A 14,665-nucleotide genomic window follows, 5' to 3' on the forward strand; every position below is an offset into this window, starting at 1 on the left:
GTCAGCTCCGGACGACGGGCGCCGTCGAGGTCATGAGCCGGCGCACCTGGAAGGCGTACAGGACGCCTCCCCACCAGTAGAGCGCCACGCCCCAGATCGTGAACGCCCAGCCGAAGACGTTGGCGAGGTCGGCCACGGTGCCGGTCGCGTCACCCAGCAGCAGCAGCGGGAAGGCGTAGAGCAGGCTCGCCGTGGCGGCCTTGCCGAGGAAGTGGACGGGCAACGAGCTGTAGCCACGCGTGCGCAGGAACGGCACGAGGCTGAACAGGAAGACGTCGCGCAACGGCAGGATCACGGCCAGCCACCACGGGATGATGTCGCGGTAGCCCAGGCCGATCACGACGGCGAGGATGAAGAACCGGTCAGCAACGGGGTCGAGGATCGCGCCGATCTTGGACGTCTGGTTGAGCCGCCGGGCCAGCTTGCCGTCGAGGTAGTCGGTGATGCCGGAGACCATCAGGACGGCCAGCGCCAGCTCGTCCCACTTGGGTCCGAGCACGAGCCACAGGAACACCGGGACGAGCAGCAGGCGTACGAAGCTGAGGGCGTTGGGGATCGTGAGGATGCGCTCCTCCATCTCGATCCTCCTCGTACGTCGTGGTCGTTCCCCCCGGAATGTCCACAGACAGACTAGGACATGCGTACTGGTGTGAAGGCGCCGGACACGGGCGCGCTGCCCACGGGTTGGGCACCGCCGTTGCGTACGGGAACAGGACTGACAGACTGGCAGTTGAAACGCATACAACTACACACCGGGCACACGAGGTGCCCCGTCCCGAGGAGGATCGTGGCTGACTACACACTTCCGGATCTGCCGTACGACTACGGCGCACTGGATCCGCACATTTCGGGCAAGATCATGGAGCTTCACCACTCGAAGCATCATCAGAACTACGTCAACGGCCTGAACACCGCGCTCGAGAAGCTCGAAGAGGCGCGCAGCACCGAGGCCCACGACACGATCAACCTGCTGGAGAAGAACCTCGCGTTCAACCTCGGCGGTCACATCAACCACTCGATCTTCTGGAAGAACCTCTCCCCCGAGGGCGGCGACAAGCCCGACGGCGAGCTGGGCGCCGCGATCGACGACAACTTCGGCTCGTTCGACGCGTTCCGCGCGCAGTTCGAGGCGTCGGCGCTGGGCCTGCAGGGCTCCGGCTGGGCGATCCTGGCCTGGGACACGCTGGGCCAGCGGCTGATCAACGTGCAGCTGTTCGACCAGCAGAACAACATCCCGGCGACGCTGATCCCGATCATCCAGCTGGACATGTGGGAGCACGCGTTCTACCTCGACTACCTCAACGTCAAGGGCGACTACGTCAAGGCGTGGTGGAACATCGCGAACTGGGCCGACGCGCAGGCGCGGTTCACCGCAGCAACCTCCGGCGGCCAGATCATCTTCTGACCGGCGACACGGACGGCGGGATCCCTCAGGGGTCCCGCCGTTTTCCGTGCTCGGCGAGGTCGCGGAGCCGGGCGTTGTAGGCCTCGAGCTGCTCGTCGCCCGTACGGCTCTCGGACCGGTCGAACCGCTTGGCCTCGCGGGCGTCGGACCGGAACCACTGCACGAGGATCGCGATCATCACGAGGATCAGCGGGATCTCCCCCATGGCCCACGCCATGCCGCCGCCGAGGTACTGGTCGGCGAGCAGGTCCGTGCGGTACGGCCGGTCGAGCGAGCGCCAGTAGTCGCCGGCGAACACCGTGTTGGACGACATGACCGCGACCGCGAAGAACGCGTGGAACGGCACGGTGACGAGCAGCATCACGAAGCGGACGAGCGGGGCCACGGCGCGCGGTGCCGGATCGATGCCGATGAGCACGTAGTAGAACAACGTGCCGACCGCCAGGAAGTGCAGCTCCATGATCGCGTGACCCCAGTGGTTGCCCATCAGGGACTCGAAGGCGCCGCTGAAGTAGAGCCCGTAGAGGCTGCCGACGAACAGCACCGGACCGACGAGCGGGTGGGTGAAGAACCGCGAGAACCGCGAGTGCAGGAACGCCAGCAGCATCGTGCGAGGTGCCACCTCGCCTGGCTGACGCGGTCCCGGGAGCGTACGCAGGGCCAGTGTCATCGGCGCGCCGAGCACGAGGAAGATCGGCGCCACCATCGACAGGAGCATGTGCGACGCCATGTGGGCGCTGAACAGGACGTGCGAGTAGACCCCCAGGCCGCCGAACGTCGCCCACGCGATGACGACCATGCCGACCAGCCACGAGATCGTACGGCCGACCGGCCACGCGTCACCGCGCTGGCGCATCGCCCAGACGCCGCGCAGGTAGAGCGCCGTGCCGAGACCCACGACGGCCAGCCCCACACCGTTGCCGGACCAGCCCCACAAGAGGCGCATGACGGTCGGTGCAGCGGGCAACGGGCCGCCGAGCAGCTCCTCGATCGGGGTGTTGAACACGTTCTTGCCCACCGGGGTCGGGGTGCGTGACAGCGCCACCGCCAGCCCCATCGTGGCCGCCATGATGAACAGCTCGGTGACGGCGAGACGCAGGAACCCGGCACCCTTGCTCCGGATCCTGCGGCGCTGCTGCCACCCCATCCAGCCGAGGGCTGCGATCGCAGCGACCTTGAGCAGCACCAGCCGGCCGTACGCCGATCCGAAGACCTCGTCGAACGAGCCGAGCCGCACGGAGGCGTTGACGACGCCTGAGACGCCGATGATGACGAACGCCCAGGTGGCCAGCGTCGAGAACCGGGCGACCGCAGGTTCGAGCCGCTTGCTGCCGTGCGTCGCGACCCAGCCGAGTGCCGCAAGACCACCGACCCACAGCGTCACGCCGAGCAGGTGCAGGAGCAGGCTCGTCGTGGCCAGGTCGTGCGATCCGGACGACGCCGCGTGGCCGGTGAGGGCGATCGGCGCCATACCGGCCAGCGCGAGACCGAGCAGCGCGGCCAAGGAGCGGGTGCTGAGCGTCCAGCGTGCGCCGACCGCAACCACGGCGGCCAGCAACGCCTGGAGCAGGATGGCGCGGCCCTCGGACGCCTGCGCATAGCCCGAGACGTAGGGCCACTTGAGTCCGGTCAGCGGAGCGGCGAACGTGTCACCGACCTTGACGAAGAAGTAGAAGATGCTGGCCACGGCCCACACCGTCGCCCAACGGGCGGCGATGCGGACGGCCCGCACCGACAGCCCCTCGACCTCGGGGCCCGAGGACGGCAGCAGGAACACCGCACCGGCGAGGAACCCGATCACCAGCACCGCCGAGGCATCCGTCAGCAGCTTGGTGAAGGGCACCGCCCAGCCGATGAAGTCGCCCGGGGTGGGCAGGTCGCCCACGGCCTCCTGGGGCGCCCCACCGCCGATCTCGAGCAGCAGGACCAGTGAGACAACCGCCAGCAGGAACGCCAGCAGGACGTCACGGGTTGCGCGTGTCATCTCGCCTCCTCAACGGCGCGAGGAGCAGGGCGATCGCCACAGCCGCGGCCAGGATGCCCCAGAACAGATGAGCGCTGTGACGGTGAAGGAATGTCTTCTCCTCGGGAGGGTCGACCTGCGTGACCGTACGACCCGTGGTCGCGGAGTAGTGGATCGTGCCCTCGACGGGATGGCCGTCGGCCGAGACGACGCGATACGACGCGGTGTAGCGCCCCTTCTGGTCGACGTCGGCGACCGTCCCGGTGACCCGGTTGTCGACGGCGCGGACGCCCGTGACGTCGACCTTGCGGCCGTTGGGCGCGGTGACCGAGATGTAGGCCGGGTTGCCGACGTTCTCGTTGAACGTGAACGTGATCGACGACGGTGCCGTTTGGAGGGTCGTCCCGTCCTTGGGGTCGGACCCGACGAGCGACGCATGCGCCGACGCCGGGCCCGACCCCACCAGAAGCAGGACGAGGCTCAGGAGAGCCGCACGGAGAACGACGTTACGCACGACGTCGATTCTCCCGCAGAGCCACAACCAGGGCGACGGCCGCCACCGCCAACGCGCCACCACCGAGCCAACGCCCCGTGGTGTCGGAGTCGTCCGTCTCCTTCGCAGGGCTGGGCGCGGCCTTGGCGTCGTCGACCGGCGCCGTCAGGCTGAGCGTCGGCGCCGGGTGCTCCGGCTCGGTGTCACCCTTCTGCACCTGGTCCCAGGCGACGACCTTGCCGTCGCTGTAGGTCTGCTCGGCGGTGAACGCGATCTTGCCGGCCTCGGGGAACGGGCCGCCCGAGATCGCGAACTCGTCGAACTGTGAGGGCGGGATGCCCGCGCCGGTCGACGTCCAGGTGACGGTGCGTACGGCCTTGGTCAGCTCGAAGTCGCCGACCTTGGTCGGCTTGGCGAGCTTGGCCTCGGTGACCGTGACCTTCCAGCCCGGCTTCGTCTGGGCGTTGAGGAACGCGAAGGGTGTGTCCTCGGGCAGCGTGATGACGAGCTTGGTCGTCGACGCCGTCTCGGACTCGGTCGGCACGCGGAAGACCGCCTTGCCGAATCCGCCCGGTGCAGCGTCCGTCGAGGACACCGACACGTGGGCGAAGGCGGGGCCGGCGATGCCCACGAGGGCAACCGTGATGAGCGCAGCAGACAGCCGCGCGGTGGTGCGATTCATGAAGATGAGCTTTCTGTGAGGGAAGGTGCGAAGCGGGGTCAGATCCCGCTCGGCGGTCCCCTCTCGGCGCGTGAGTGTGCCAGGCGTACGTCATGGAGTGATCGCGTCGCGACCACCGGGGCGAGCGGGCGCCATGACGGGATCGCGGCGACGCGCAGCCCGTTGGGCGTGACGCGGAGGCCGAGCCGTTCTGCGAGCTGCCACACGAACGCCTCGCCGCGCGCCAGCACGAGCGCGCTGACGCCGGTGGCCAGCGCGTGGGCGGCCACCATCGACGCCGACATGTGCATCTCACCGGTGGAGCAGCCCAGGTGCACCCAGACCTGGCACAGCACGAGGAGCCCCAGCAGCTGGCCGGGCGTGATCCGCCGCGCCGAGAGCAACCAGGCGATCGCCGTGGCGCCGGCAAACGTGGTGAGGACCGCAGCGGTCCCGATCGTCCCTCCGGCGGTCAGGTGACCGGCGGCTGCCGCGGCGACACAGGCGAGCGCGGCGGCTGTCGAGCGTACGAGCCGGACCGGGCCGGCGGCGGGTCGCAGCGCGACGTCGAACGCGGTCCCGGGCACGCCCTCAGGCTATCGATCGGCCATTTCGTCGCCGCCACCGGCAGTGGCCCGGCGACGCGATCGGCGCCGGGATCACCGGAGTTCGGGGTGAGCCTCGTACGTATGTACCGTGTGTCACATGGCAGCAACCGCACACGACACCGCGTCCTTCATCACCCTCGACGAGCAGTGGGGGGCGCATAACTATCACCCCCTCCCGGTCGTGATCTCCGAGGCCGAGGGTGCGTGGGTCACGGACGTCGACGGCAACCGCTACCTCGACTTCCTGTCCGGCTACTCGGCGCTCAACTTCGGGCATCGCCACCCCGCCCTGCTCGACGCGGCCCGCAGCCAGCTCGAACGCCTCACGCTGACCTCCCGCGCGTTCCACAACGACCAGTTCGGCGCGTTCTGCCGTGACCTCGCCGCGCTCACCGGCACCGAGATGGTGCTGACGATGAACACCGGCGCCGAGGCCGTCGAGTCGGCGATCAAGGTCGCCCGCAAGTGGGCCTACGAGGTCAAGGGCGTCGAGTTCGACCGCGCCGAGATCATCGTCGCCGCCGGCAACTTCCACGGCCGCACGACGACGATCGTGTCGTTCTCCGACGACCCCGTTGCCCACGACAACTACGGCCCGTTCACGCCGGGGTTCATCACGGTCCCCTACGGCGACCTCGACGCCGTGCGCGCCGCGATCACGCCCAACACGGCCGCCGTGCTGATGGAGCCGATCCAGGGCGAGGCCGGCGTCATCGTGCCGCCCGCCGGCTTCTTCGCCGGCGTACGCGCCCTGTGCGACGAGAACGACGTGCTGCTCGTCGCCGACGAGATCCAGTCCGGCCTCGCGCGCACAGGCAAGCTGTTCGCGCTCGACCACGACGACGTGCGCGCCGACCTCTACACGCTCGGCAAGGCCCTCGGCGGCGGCATCATCCCGGTGTCGGCGGTCGTGGGTCGCGCCGACGTGCTCGGTGTCCTCAAGCCCGGGCAGCACGGGTCGACGTTCGGCGGCTACCCCGTCGCCTGTGCCGTCGGGCGCGCCGTCGTCGAGCTGCTCGAGAGCGGTGAGTTCCAGCAGCGCTCGCAGGAGCTGGGCGAGCACCTGCACGGCCGGCTCGACGAGCTCGTCGGCAAGGGCCTCGTCGCCGTACGTGGTCGTGGCCTGTGGGCCGGTATCGACATCGACCCGCTGGCCAAGACCGGGCGCGAGGTCTCGATGGCGCTGCGCGATCGCGGCGTCCTCTGCAAGGAGACCCACGAACGTACGCTCCGCATCGCTCCCCCGCTGGTCATCACCCGCGAGGAGATCGACGGCGCCGTCGACTCGCTCGCCGAGGCCCTGCACGCCTAGGCCTCAGCTGATCCCGCAGTCCGTCCTCGATTCGGAATTCACCCGAATTCTCTGCGATTCCGCGGTTTTAGGTGCACGAATCTGAATATCATGGCCGCCTCGACTCTCCCTGGAGCGACCAGCTTGCCGAGCCATGCGCCTGCTCCTAGCCCTCGCCGTCGGTGTCGCGACAGCGCTCGTCGCCGCCCCCGCCCATGCCGGCACCGCCTACAAGGTGTCGTTGTCGGTCTCCGCGACGACGCTCGACTACGGCAAGACCCTGACGCTGTCCGGGTCGGTGTCGCCGAAAGCAGCAGGCGCGAAAGTGACGATCCAGCGGAGAGTCGGATCCGGGTCCTGGAAGAGCATCACGACACGGACGCTCTCTTCGACCAGCAGGTACTCGTACGCGGTGAAGCCCGGACCGGGTGTCGTCGGCTACCGGGTGATCAAGTCCAGGTCCGGGTCACATGCGACGGGAATCAGCTCGACCCGCACGGTGTCGGTCTACCGCTGGCGCTATCTTGCGGACCTGCCGACTGCGTCGGCCACCAGCATGACGACCGGCACGTTCACCCTCAACAATTCCTTCGACACCGCGACCACCCGGTCGTACGCGAAGTCGGTGCGACTGCTGAGCGGTGGGTTCGGACAATGGAGCCTCGTGGGCCTTCACTGTCGCCTGTTCCAGTCCTCGACCGGTGTCGACGCCACGAACCCGTCGACGAGCGCGGTCTTCACGGCGCAGTATGCGATCTACTACCCCGTGACGGGGAACGGCTACTACGACAAGGGCGTCGCGGCCGATCAGTTCCCGCGTGACGCGTACATCCGGATGGCGTCTGATGTCGAGGCGATCAACCTCAGTACGTATCGCTCGGACAGCGTGCCTGACGTCGTCGACGCAGTCGTGTTCGGATCAGCGCGGGTCAACTGCGCCTCATGATGTCCACGGGCGGAGGCGCCACGCCCCTCAGCTGAAGAACGTCGCTCCTCCGGGCGGGGCCGGAGACTGCTCGCTGTCCGCGTCGGTGAACGGCGTCTTGCCGGCGAACTTCTCGACGACATCGCGGTAGGGCAGCACCCGGTACGGGAACGGTGAGCTCGCCGCGCGCCTGGCCAGCGCCTCCCAGGGCAACGCCGACTGCGAGGCGGAGACCAGCACGTTGCCGAACCGGCGGCCCTTGAGCGTCGCCGGCTCGGCGCTGATCATGACCTGGTCGAAGTGGTCGCGCACACCGCGGACCACCCGGCGCACGTACGGGAACGGCGCGCGGTCGGCGAGGTTGAGCAGCACGACACCGCCGTCCACCACGACCCTCGCGAGATCGGCGAAGAACTCCGTCGTGGCGAGCTCCGCGGGCACCTGCGCGCCGTCGTACGCATCGAGGATCACGACGTCCGCGAAGTCCGCGCGCAGGGCGGCGACGCCGGCGCGACCGTCGACCGGCCGCACCTTGATGCCGCTGTTGCGCGGCAAGGGCAGCTGTTCGCGCACGAGCGCCGTGACCCGCTCGTCCGGCTCGAGCACGACCTGCGCCGAGGTCGGCCGGGTCGCCGAGACGTACCGCGGGATCGTCATCGCCGCTCCCCCGACGTGCACGAACCGCAGCGGCACGCCTGGGGTGGCGTGGGCGTCGATCACGTCGGCGATGCGCCGCATGTAGTCGAACTCGAGCCGGCGGGGATCGTCGAGGTCGACGTGCGACTGGTCCGTGCCGTCGATGCGGAGCGTGTGACCCGACGGGCGGTCGCGGTCCTGGACGATCTCGATCACGCGCTCGGTCACCGGGCCACTGTAGGCGTTGCCTAGGCTGGTGGCGTGAGTCAACCGGACGACGTGGTGCTGGGCGTGGACGGCGTCGACTTCGTGCGCGAGGGCAAGCTGCTCCTGTCCGGGATCGACCTCACGGTGCGTCGCGGTGAGCACTGGGCGCTCATCGGGCCCAACGGCGCCGGCAAGACGACCCTGCTCAACCTGTGCGGAGCGGTGACCCACCCGACCCGCGGGACCGTTCGCGTGCTCGGCAAGCAGCTGGGCCGGGTCGACATGCGCGAGCTCCGGGGGCACATCGGCTACGTCAACCCGCGCCACCCGCTCGAGTCCGACCTGACCGTCGAGCAGGTGGTGCTGACCGGCGTCGCCGGCTCGATCGAGCTGGTCCCTCGATGGACCCCTTCGCAGGAGGAGCGCGACCGGGCCCGGCTGCTCATGAAGACCCTCGGCGTGGACGTGCCGACGTCGCCGCACTGGCTCACGATGTCGCAGGGCGAGCGCGGCCGTACGCTCATCGCCCGAGCCCTGATGCACGACCCGCCGCTGCTCCTGCTGGACGAGCCGTCGACCGGCCTGGACGTCGCCGCCCGCGAACAACTGCTCACGACCCTCGACGAGCTGCGCGTCCAGCATCCGGAGACGGCCACCGTGATGGTGACGCACCACTTCGAGGAGCTGCCCCGCTCGACGACGCACGCAGTCCTTCTGCGTGCCGGGCGCGTGCTCGCATCGGGGCCGGTCGGCGACGTGCTGACGACCGAGCTGGTCAGCGAGTGCTTCGACCACCCGATCCGGATCCAGCACCGCGACGGTCGCTGGAGCGCCACCGCCTGAGCGTCACTCCCGCAGGCCCGCTGCGGTCAGGTCGTCGCCGATCTGCCGCCGGATCTCGTCGGACGCCTCGAGGGCCGTGATCGACGCCCCCAGGGTCCACCACGGCGTCTGGGTCTCCCCCGCGGCGATGCGGCGAGCCGCCTCGACGGCCTGGAAGTGCAGCCCCGACACCTGGTCGCCGTGCGGCTCGTCGTACGTCAGCGTGCGGTCCGCGTAGCGCAGCGTCAGCGGGCCCGGGCTGTGGTGTGTCGGCTCGACCGTCAGGACGCCTTCGGTGCCGACGATCGTGACCTGGTTGGCCAGCAAGCCGTGCAGCGTCGTGGCGACGACCGAGAGCGTGCCGCCGGCGTGGGTCATCGTGGCGCCGAGCTGGCCGTTGACCCCGTGCGGGTCCTGCTGGCCGAGTGCGGCGATCGACTCGTGCGGTCCGAGCAACGAGGTGACGAACGCGAGCGGGTAGATCCCGAGGTCGAGCAACGGCCCGCCGGCCAGGGCCGGGTCGAACACCCGATGGCCCTCGGGGAACGCCTCGCCGTACTCGGAGTGGACCGAGGTGAGCTCGCCGAGGCCACCGAGCTCGACGACCTGGCGGACGACGTCCCACTTGGGGAGGAACATCGTCCACAACGCCTCGGCGCAGTAGAGCCCGGTGCGCTCCGCCACCGCGGCGATCTTGCGAGCCTGTCCGGCGCTCAGCCCGATCGGCTTCTCCACGAGCACGTGCTTGCCCGCCTCGAGGCTCAACACCGCGAGCTCGAGGTGGGCCGGGTGCGGGGTCGCGACGTAGACGATGTCGACGTCGTCGAGTGCCGCCAGCTCCTCGTAGCTGCCGACCGCCGTGCGTACGTCGTGCTCCGCGGCGAACTCCTGCGCCCTGGGCAGTGCCCGCGAGCCAACCGCGACGACCTGCTGACGTGTGTACGCCTGCAGCGACTTCGTGAACTGCTCCGCGATCCAGCCCGGCCCCATCACGCCCCACCGCAACGTGGGCGCCTCCATGGGGTCGGGCGTACGCGGGGCCGGCAGCGACTCGAGCATCATGCTGAGGACTCTAGAGCGCCGCCCGTACGAGCGGCACGACCTCCCGGCCGTACAGCTCGATGCTGCGCATCAGCTTGTCGTGCGACAGCGTGCCGTTGCTGAACTTCAGGTCGAACCGGTCGATCCCCAGGATCTTGGTGTTCCGGACGATCTTGTCGGCGACGGTCTGGGGCGAGCCGACGTACAGCGCACCCTCGGGTCCGGCAGACGCCTCGAACTCGGCGCGGGTCGCCGGCGGCCAGCCGCGCTCACGACCGATCCTCGTGCGCTGCACCTCGTAGTGCGGCCACAGCTCGTCGAGCGCCTGCTCATCGGTGTCGGCGACGTGACCCGGCGAGTGGACGCCGATCGGCAGCTGCGGCTTGCCGAGCTGCTCGAGCGCCTGCCGGTAGAGGTCCGCGTACGGCTTGAACTGCGCGGGCGGGCCGCCGATGATCGCGAGCATCAGCGGGATGCCGTAACGGGCGGCGCGGATGACCGACTCGGGGCTGCCGCCCACGCCGATCCAGGTCGTGAGGCTCCCGGCGGCGGTCTTGGGGAACACCTCCTGCCCCTCCAGCGGGGGCCGCAGGTTGCCGGACCACGTGATCGGCCCTTCCTCGCGCAGAGCGGCGAACAGGTCGAGCTTCTCGCTGAACAGCTCCTCGTACTGGCTGAGGTCGAAGCCGAACAGCGGGAACGACTCCGTGAACGAGCCGCGCCCCAGGATGACCTCCGCGCGGCCGTTGGACAGCGCATCGAGCGTCGCGAACCGCTCGTAGACGCGGATCGGGTCGTCGGAGCTCAGCACCGTGACTGCGGTGCCGAGGTGGATGTTGGTCGTGCGCGCGGCGATCGCGGCGAGCACGACCTCCGGCGCCGTGACGGCGAAGTCCTCGCGGTGGTGCTCCCCCACGCCGAAGAACGCGAGGCCCAGCTCGTCGGCCAGCACCGCCTGGTCGACGATGTTGCGGATCACCTGGTCGTACGGCAGCGGTGTGCCGTCGTCGCCGAACGTCACGTCGCCGAAGGTGTCGAGACCGAGCTCGAGCTGTGCCATGTCATCTCCCGGGTTGAGGTACGCCCGTTCAACGCCGCGGCGTCGAGGACTGTTCCCGGTCAGGATGCGGGTCGGAGCAGGCCACCGGCGACGTCGCCGGTGTTGTTGTCCTCGTCCGCCAGGAACCCGTCGACACGGCTCCGCTCACCGTCGTGCCACCACTCCAACGGCGTCGTCAGCACGTTGCGATCGGCACGGCGCACGATCCGGTCGCCGCGGCTCTGCCACCAGGTCTCGACCCGCTCGCTGCCCGCGACCTTCGACCACTCGCCGTCGCGGTAGGTCCACGTGCCGTGCTGCTTGGGGACGCACGTGAGGTCGCCCGTCACGCAGATGCCTTCGTAGCGGACCGCCACCGTGCTGCCGACCTTGTCGAGCCGGGTGATCCGCCACTGCTTGGTGTAGCCGGCCGGCGCTCCGTAGGCACCCACGATCTTCCCGTCGTCCGGATCGATCTCGACGACGTCCTGCCGCACGACACAGCCACCGCAGGGCTCGCCCTTATGCTGCTGGACGGCCAGCAGGCTCCGGCCGTCCGCCGAGACCCGCAGGCGGGTGATCCGGTCGCCCTTGAGCACGTCCGAGGTGGAGCCGTCAGCGTCGACCCGGGTGACCCCGTACTCCAAGGTCTTCTCCTCGTCCTCCACCTCGCTGAAGCGCACGAAGGTGGCGCCGTCGATCGTGACGGGCTGCCCACCGTACGAACGCACGACGTCGCCACTTCCCTTGCTGTGCGTCCGCGTCGGCAGGTTCACGACGTGGCGCGAGGTCAGCTCGAGGTCCCAGCGCAGCAACCGGTGGCCATCGAGGAAGGCGAGCTCGGTGGTCGGGTCGATGGGCAGGTCGAGCTGGTCCTTGATCGGCGAGCCGGTGAAGCGGGCGCGGAGCGGGTCGAAGAGCCGGTAGGTCTGGGAGAGGTGGCCCGGTTCCTTGCGCTCGATCGCCAGTAACACCTGTCCGTTCGGTAGCCACACTGCGCTCACCGCGTGCGGCACGAGGTGACCCACGCCGCCGTACGTCACCAGCATCCCGCCCCTGACGACGGTTGCGGCCTCGGCAGGCGCGATGGTCGGCTGCACCGCCCGCACTTCGCTGTCGAACACGTCGTCGGTGACGCCGTCCCCACGGACGTACAGGGTGACGGCGAGACCGATGCCGAGCAGCACGACGACGGCCGAGAGCAGGCTCCTCGACCGGTTCACCCGACGCGCGCCGCGAGGGTCGTGCCGGGCAGCTGCACCTCGACGAGCATGCCCTTGGCGAGCTGGCGCCCGCGACGGGTCTCCACCTCGCCGTCGACGGTGACGTCGCCGCCCTGGATCAGCTCACCGGCTGCGGCGCCCGACTCCGCGAAGTTGGCGAACTTGAGGAACTGTCCCAGCCGGATCATGTCTCCCGTGATGGGAACGATCTCGATGTCGTCGGAGGCCATGCGCCCAGCCTGCCACGACGGTCGCCCGGCTGCGTGCAAGGATCGATGGCATGGAGCAGACGGTCCGCGCCCGAGCCGTGATCTTCGACATGGACGGCACGCTGGTGGACTCCAACGCCGTCGTGGAAGCGATCTGGCGCTCGTTTGCCGAGCGCTTCGGCCTGGTGGTCGCCGATGTCCTGGGTTTCTCGCACGGTCGGCAGACGATCGACACGGTCCGCCGGTTCGCTCCGGCCGACTCCGATCATGAGGCGTTGGCCGCCGAGCTGGCCAGCACCGAGGTCGAGACCCCCGACGGCATCGTCGAGGTCGCCGGCGCCGCGGCGTTCGTCGCGTCGATCCCGGCCGATCGCACGGCACTGGTCACCTCGGCGCCCCTCCTGCTCGCCAAGACCCGCATGAGCGAGGCCGGCGTGCCGATGCCGCCGGTGGTCGTACCGGCTGAGGACGTGACCCACGGCAAGCCCGATCCCGAAGGGTACGTTCGCGCGGCCGAGCTGCTGGGACTGCGACCCGAGGACGCCGTCGTCTTCGAGGACGCTCCTGCCGGCATCGAGTCCGCTCGCGCCGCAGGTGCCCAGGTCGTGGTCGTCGGCGGGTACGACGGCGAGGCGGCCGAAGGCCTGCCCGGCGTACGCGACTTCACCGCGGTCCGCGCGACGACCGAGGGCGACGACATCGTCATCACCTGGGCGTCGGCGTGACCGACACCGCGCGGGCCGACGTGTGGGTGTCGTCCGTACGCCTCTACAAGACGCGCTCCCTCGCGTCGACGGAGTGCAAGGCCGGTCACGTACGCATCAACGGTGCCAAGGCCAAGCCCGCGCAGCCGGTCAAGGTCGGCGATCGCATCGAGGCGCTCACCGAGGGCGGTCTCCGGATCGTCGTGGTCACCAAGATCATCGTCAAGCGAGTCGGCGCCGCGGTCGCGGTCGAGTGCTACGAGGACCACACTCCCCCGCCGCCGCCCAAGGAGGAGGTCGCGATCATGCCGCGACGTGATCGCGGGGCCGGTCGACCGACCAAACGCGATCGCCGGGCGCTCGACCGGCTGCGCCGGCGCTAGACGAGCAGCGGCAGCAGCGCCCTGCTGCTGAGCGGCGCCAGGTCGATGTCGCCGGGTGCCGCGGGATCGACCCAGATGCTCTCTGCGATCTCGGCGGCGACGACGGGTGCCGCCGCGTCGATCGTCAGCGTGAAGACCTCGGCGAGCACCCGGTGACCCGGCTCGTTGGCGGCATCCTCCTCGAACGTGCCCAGCCAGGTGAAGTCCTCCGCGGCGAGCTCGAGGCCGAGCTCCTCGAACAGCTCACGCCGCAGGCAGTCCAAGGGGCTCTCGCCGGGCTCGATCTTGCCGCCGGGCTGCATGAACACCGTCGTGTCGTGCTTGCGGACCATCAGGGCGCGACCGTCGGCGTCGACCGTCAGCGCAGCGGCCACGTGGATGACCGGAGCGGTCACGGCTGAGGCACCTCGTCGGTCGCCTGCCCCCACTTGTCGGTCCAGGACGGCGGCGCGGCGAGCATCTCCAGCAGCTCGTCGAGGTCGTCGGAGAACGAGACGATGCCGGACTGCTCCTGACGTACGAAGCCCGAGTCGACCATGCCGGCCAGCAACTGCCGCATCGGCGCCCAGAACCCCGCGACGTCGAGGAACCCTGACGGCTTCTCATGGATCGTCAGCTGCGCCCAGGTCCACTGCTCGGCGATCTCCTCGAGCGTGCCGGCGCCGCCGGGAAGCGCGATGAAGGCGTCGGACAGCTCGGCCATCAGCGCCTTGCGCTCGTGCATCGACTCCACGACGTGCAGCTCCGTGAGGCCGCCGTGGGCGAGCTCGCGGTCGTCCAGCTGGCGCGGGATCACCCCGATCACCCGGCCGCCGGCCTCCAGCGCCGCATCCGCCACGGTGCCCATCAGCCCGACGTGCCCGCCGCCGTAGACGACCGTGATACCGCGTTCGCCGAGCGTACGACCGGTGAGCCGGGCCGCCTCCGCGTACGCGGGATCGTTGCCGAAGCTCGAACCACAGAAGATCGCAACCGCGCTCAACGACATGCAGGACTCCCCTCGACTGACCGGACCGGCGTGACCCGGCCGAGAGTCATCGTACGGGCAGCGGAGT

The 14,665-nt window shown here is 69.7% G+C and carries 18 protein-coding genes; 6 read left to right on the forward strand and 12 right to left on the reverse strand.

Annotated features, from left to right (window positions below):
- Nucleotide 1 precedes the first annotated feature (1 nt).
- A complete protein-coding gene (locus ASE12_RS03000; RefSeq protein ID WP_056396761.1) occupies nucleotides 2-577 on the reverse strand; it encodes a CDP-alcohol phosphatidyltransferase family protein in 576 nt (191 codons plus the stop codon).
- A 210-nt stretch (nucleotides 578-787) separates the two neighbouring features.
- Between ASE12_RS03000 and ASE12_RS03005 the strand changes: the two genes are divergently transcribed.
- Nucleotides 788-1,405, forward strand: a complete 618-nt coding sequence (locus ASE12_RS03005; protein ID WP_056396764.1) for a superoxide dismutase — start codon at nucleotides 788-790, stop codon at nucleotides 1,403-1,405.
- 25 nt (nucleotides 1,406-1,430) lie between these two features.
- Here the strand turns inward: ASE12_RS03005 and ASE12_RS03010 are convergent, their stop codons facing one another.
- From ASE12_RS03010 to ASE12_RS03025, 4 genes are read right to left on the reverse strand one after another with little or no spacing between them, the layout of a single operon-like run.
- On the reverse strand, nucleotides 1,431-3,389 hold the full coding sequence (locus ASE12_RS03010) for a bifunctional copper resistance protein CopD/cytochrome c oxidase assembly protein (RefSeq protein ID WP_056396767.1): 1,959 nt from the start codon (nucleotides 3,387-3,389) through the stop codon (nucleotides 1,431-1,433).
- A complete protein-coding gene (locus tag ASE12_RS03015) occupies nucleotides 3,370-3,882 on the reverse strand; it encodes a copper resistance CopC family protein (protein WP_056396771.1) in 513 nt (170 codons plus the stop codon). Before ASE12_RS03015 ends, ASE12_RS03010 begins: the two co-directional genes overlap by 20 nt.
- A complete protein-coding gene (locus ASE12_RS03020; protein WP_056396774.1) occupies nucleotides 3,875-4,543 on the reverse strand; it encodes a YcnI family protein in 669 nt (222 codons plus the stop codon). The genes ASE12_RS03015 and ASE12_RS03020 overlap by 8 nt, the downstream gene beginning before the upstream one ends.
- A gap of 38 nt (nucleotides 4,544-4,581) precedes the next feature.
- Nucleotides 4,582-5,109, reverse strand: coding sequence for a hypothetical protein (locus tag ASE12_RS03025; RefSeq protein ID WP_056396777.1), 528 nt, complete (start codon nucleotides 5,107-5,109; stop codon nucleotides 4,582-4,584).
- Nucleotides 5,110-5,227: 118 nt separating this feature from the next.
- On the opposite strand from ASE12_RS03025, the gene rocD reads away from it, so the two are divergent.
- Both rocD and ASE12_RS03035 read left to right on the forward strand, forming a co-directional pair.
- On the forward strand, nucleotides 5,228-6,442 hold the full coding sequence (gene rocD, locus ASE12_RS03030; protein ID WP_056396780.1) for an ornithine--oxo-acid transaminase: 1,215 nt from the start codon (nucleotides 5,228-5,230) through the stop codon (nucleotides 6,440-6,442).
- Nucleotides 6,443-6,575: 133 nt separating this feature from the next.
- Nucleotides 6,576-7,367 carry a hypothetical protein gene (locus ASE12_RS03035; RefSeq protein WP_056396783.1) on the forward strand — a complete coding sequence of 264 codons (792 nt, stop codon included), beginning with the start codon at nucleotides 6,576-6,578 and terminating at the stop codon, nucleotides 7,365-7,367.
- A 27-nt stretch (nucleotides 7,368-7,394) separates the two neighbouring features.
- On the opposite strand, the gene ASE12_RS03040 is transcribed toward ASE12_RS03035, so the two are convergent.
- Complete coding sequence (locus tag ASE12_RS03040; protein ID WP_056396787.1) at nucleotides 7,395-8,198, reverse strand: spermidine synthase; 804 nt, start codon at nucleotides 8,196-8,198, stop codon at nucleotides 7,395-7,397.
- Between the two features lie 45 nt (nucleotides 8,199-8,243).
- Here ASE12_RS03040 and ASE12_RS03045 point away from each other — a divergent pair, with 45 nt between their 5' ends.
- Entirely contained in the window at nucleotides 8,244-9,032 is a 789-nt protein-coding gene (locus ASE12_RS03045) for an ABC transporter ATP-binding protein (RefSeq protein ID WP_056396790.1), read from the forward strand.
- A gap of 3 nt (nucleotides 9,033-9,035) precedes the next feature.
- Here ASE12_RS03045 and ASE12_RS03050 read toward each other — a convergent pair whose 3' ends face one another.
- The 4 genes from ASE12_RS03050 to ASE12_RS03065 are packed head-to-tail and all read right to left on the reverse strand — an operon-like array spanning nucleotide 9,036 to nucleotide 12,544.
- On the reverse strand, nucleotides 9,036-10,073 hold the full coding sequence (locus tag ASE12_RS03050; protein ID WP_056396792.1) for a Gfo/Idh/MocA family protein: 1,038 nt from the start codon (nucleotides 10,071-10,073) through the stop codon (nucleotides 9,036-9,038).
- Between the two features lie 10 nt (nucleotides 10,074-10,083).
- Nucleotides 10,084-11,112 carry an LLM class flavin-dependent oxidoreductase gene (locus tag ASE12_RS03055; protein ID WP_056396795.1) on the reverse strand — a complete coding sequence of 343 codons (1,029 nt, stop codon included), beginning with the start codon at nucleotides 11,110-11,112 and terminating at the stop codon, nucleotides 10,084-10,086.
- A gap of 59 nt (nucleotides 11,113-11,171) precedes the next feature.
- A complete protein-coding gene (locus tag ASE12_RS03060) occupies nucleotides 11,172-12,314 on the reverse strand; it encodes a hypothetical protein (RefSeq protein ID WP_056396799.1) in 1,143 nt (380 codons plus the stop codon).
- Nucleotides 12,311-12,544 carry an RNA-binding S4 domain-containing protein gene (locus ASE12_RS03065; protein ID WP_056396802.1) on the reverse strand — a complete coding sequence of 78 codons (234 nt, stop codon included), beginning with the start codon at nucleotides 12,542-12,544 and terminating at the stop codon, nucleotides 12,311-12,313. The genes ASE12_RS03060 and ASE12_RS03065 overlap by 4 nt, the downstream gene beginning before the upstream one ends.
- A gap of 50 nt (nucleotides 12,545-12,594) precedes the next feature.
- On the opposite strand from ASE12_RS03065, the gene ASE12_RS03070 reads away from it, so the two are divergent.
- Both ASE12_RS03070 and ASE12_RS03075 read left to right on the forward strand, forming a co-directional pair.
- Nucleotides 12,595-13,248, forward strand: a complete 654-nt coding sequence (locus ASE12_RS03070) for an HAD-IA family hydrolase (RefSeq protein WP_056396806.1) — start codon at nucleotides 12,595-12,597, stop codon at nucleotides 13,246-13,248.
- A complete protein-coding gene (locus tag ASE12_RS03075) occupies nucleotides 13,245-13,610 on the forward strand; it encodes an RNA-binding S4 domain-containing protein (RefSeq protein ID WP_157412791.1) in 366 nt (121 codons plus the stop codon). The genes ASE12_RS03070 and ASE12_RS03075 overlap by 4 nt, the downstream gene beginning before the upstream one ends.
- Here ASE12_RS03075 and ASE12_RS03080 read toward each other — a convergent pair.
- Together ASE12_RS03080 and ASE12_RS03085 are read right to left on the reverse strand one after the other, a co-directional pair.
- Nucleotides 13,607-14,005: an NUDIX domain-containing protein gene (locus tag ASE12_RS03080; protein ID WP_056396813.1), complete on the reverse strand. Its 399-nt coding sequence runs from the start codon at nucleotides 14,003-14,005 to the stop codon at nucleotides 13,607-13,609. The two genes, ASE12_RS03075 and ASE12_RS03080, sit on opposite strands and share 4 nt — an antisense overlap.
- Entirely contained in the window at nucleotides 14,002-14,598 is a 597-nt protein-coding gene (locus ASE12_RS03085; RefSeq protein WP_157412792.1) for a TIGR00730 family Rossman fold protein, read from the reverse strand. The genes ASE12_RS03080 and ASE12_RS03085 overlap by 4 nt, the downstream gene beginning before the upstream one ends.
- Nucleotides 14,599-14,665 lie beyond the last annotated feature (67 nt).

It is taken from the genome of Aeromicrobium sp. Root236, from assembly GCF_001428805.1.
GTDB lineage: Bacteria > Actinomycetota > Actinomycetes > Propionibacteriales > Nocardioidaceae > Aeromicrobium.

Bases quoted from the DNA above. Each gene is read 5' to 3' on its own strand.
- ASE12_RS03000 (WP_056396761.1), bottom strand. From the start codon at position 577: ATGGAGGAGCGCATCCTCACGATCCCCAACGCCCTCAGCTTCGTACGC.
- ASE12_RS03010 (WP_056396767.1), bottom strand. From the start codon at position 3,389: ATGACACGCGCAACCCGTGACGTCCTGCTGGCGTTCCTGCTGGCGGTT.
- ASE12_RS03020 (WP_056396774.1), bottom strand. From the start codon at position 4,543: ATGAATCGCACCACCGCGCGGCTGTCTGCTGCGCTCATCACGGTTGCC.
- rocD (WP_056396780.1), top strand. From the start codon at position 5,228: ATGGCAGCAACCGCACACGACACCGCGTCCTTCATCACCCTCGACGAG.
- ASE12_RS03035 (WP_056396783.1), top strand. From the start codon at position 6,576: ATGCGCCTGCTCCTAGCCCTCGCCGTCGGTGTCGCGACAGCGCTCGTC.
- ASE12_RS03050 (WP_056396792.1), bottom strand. From the start codon at position 10,073: ATGATGCTCGAGTCGCTGCCGGCCCCGCGTACGCCCGACCCCATGGAG.
- ASE12_RS03055 (WP_056396795.1), bottom strand. From the start codon at position 11,112: ATGGCACAGCTCGAGCTCGGTCTCGACACCTTCGGCGACGTGACGTTC.
- ASE12_RS03065 (WP_056396802.1), bottom strand. From the start codon at position 12,544: ATGGCCTCCGACGACATCGAGATCGTTCCCATCACGGGAGACATGATC.
- ASE12_RS03070 (WP_056396806.1), top strand. From the start codon at position 12,595: ATGGAGCAGACGGTCCGCGCCCGAGCCGTGATCTTCGACATGGACGGC.
- ASE12_RS03085 (WP_157412792.1), bottom strand. From the start codon at position 14,598: ATGTCGTTGAGCGCGGTTGCGATCTTCTGTGGTTCGAGCTTCGGCAAC.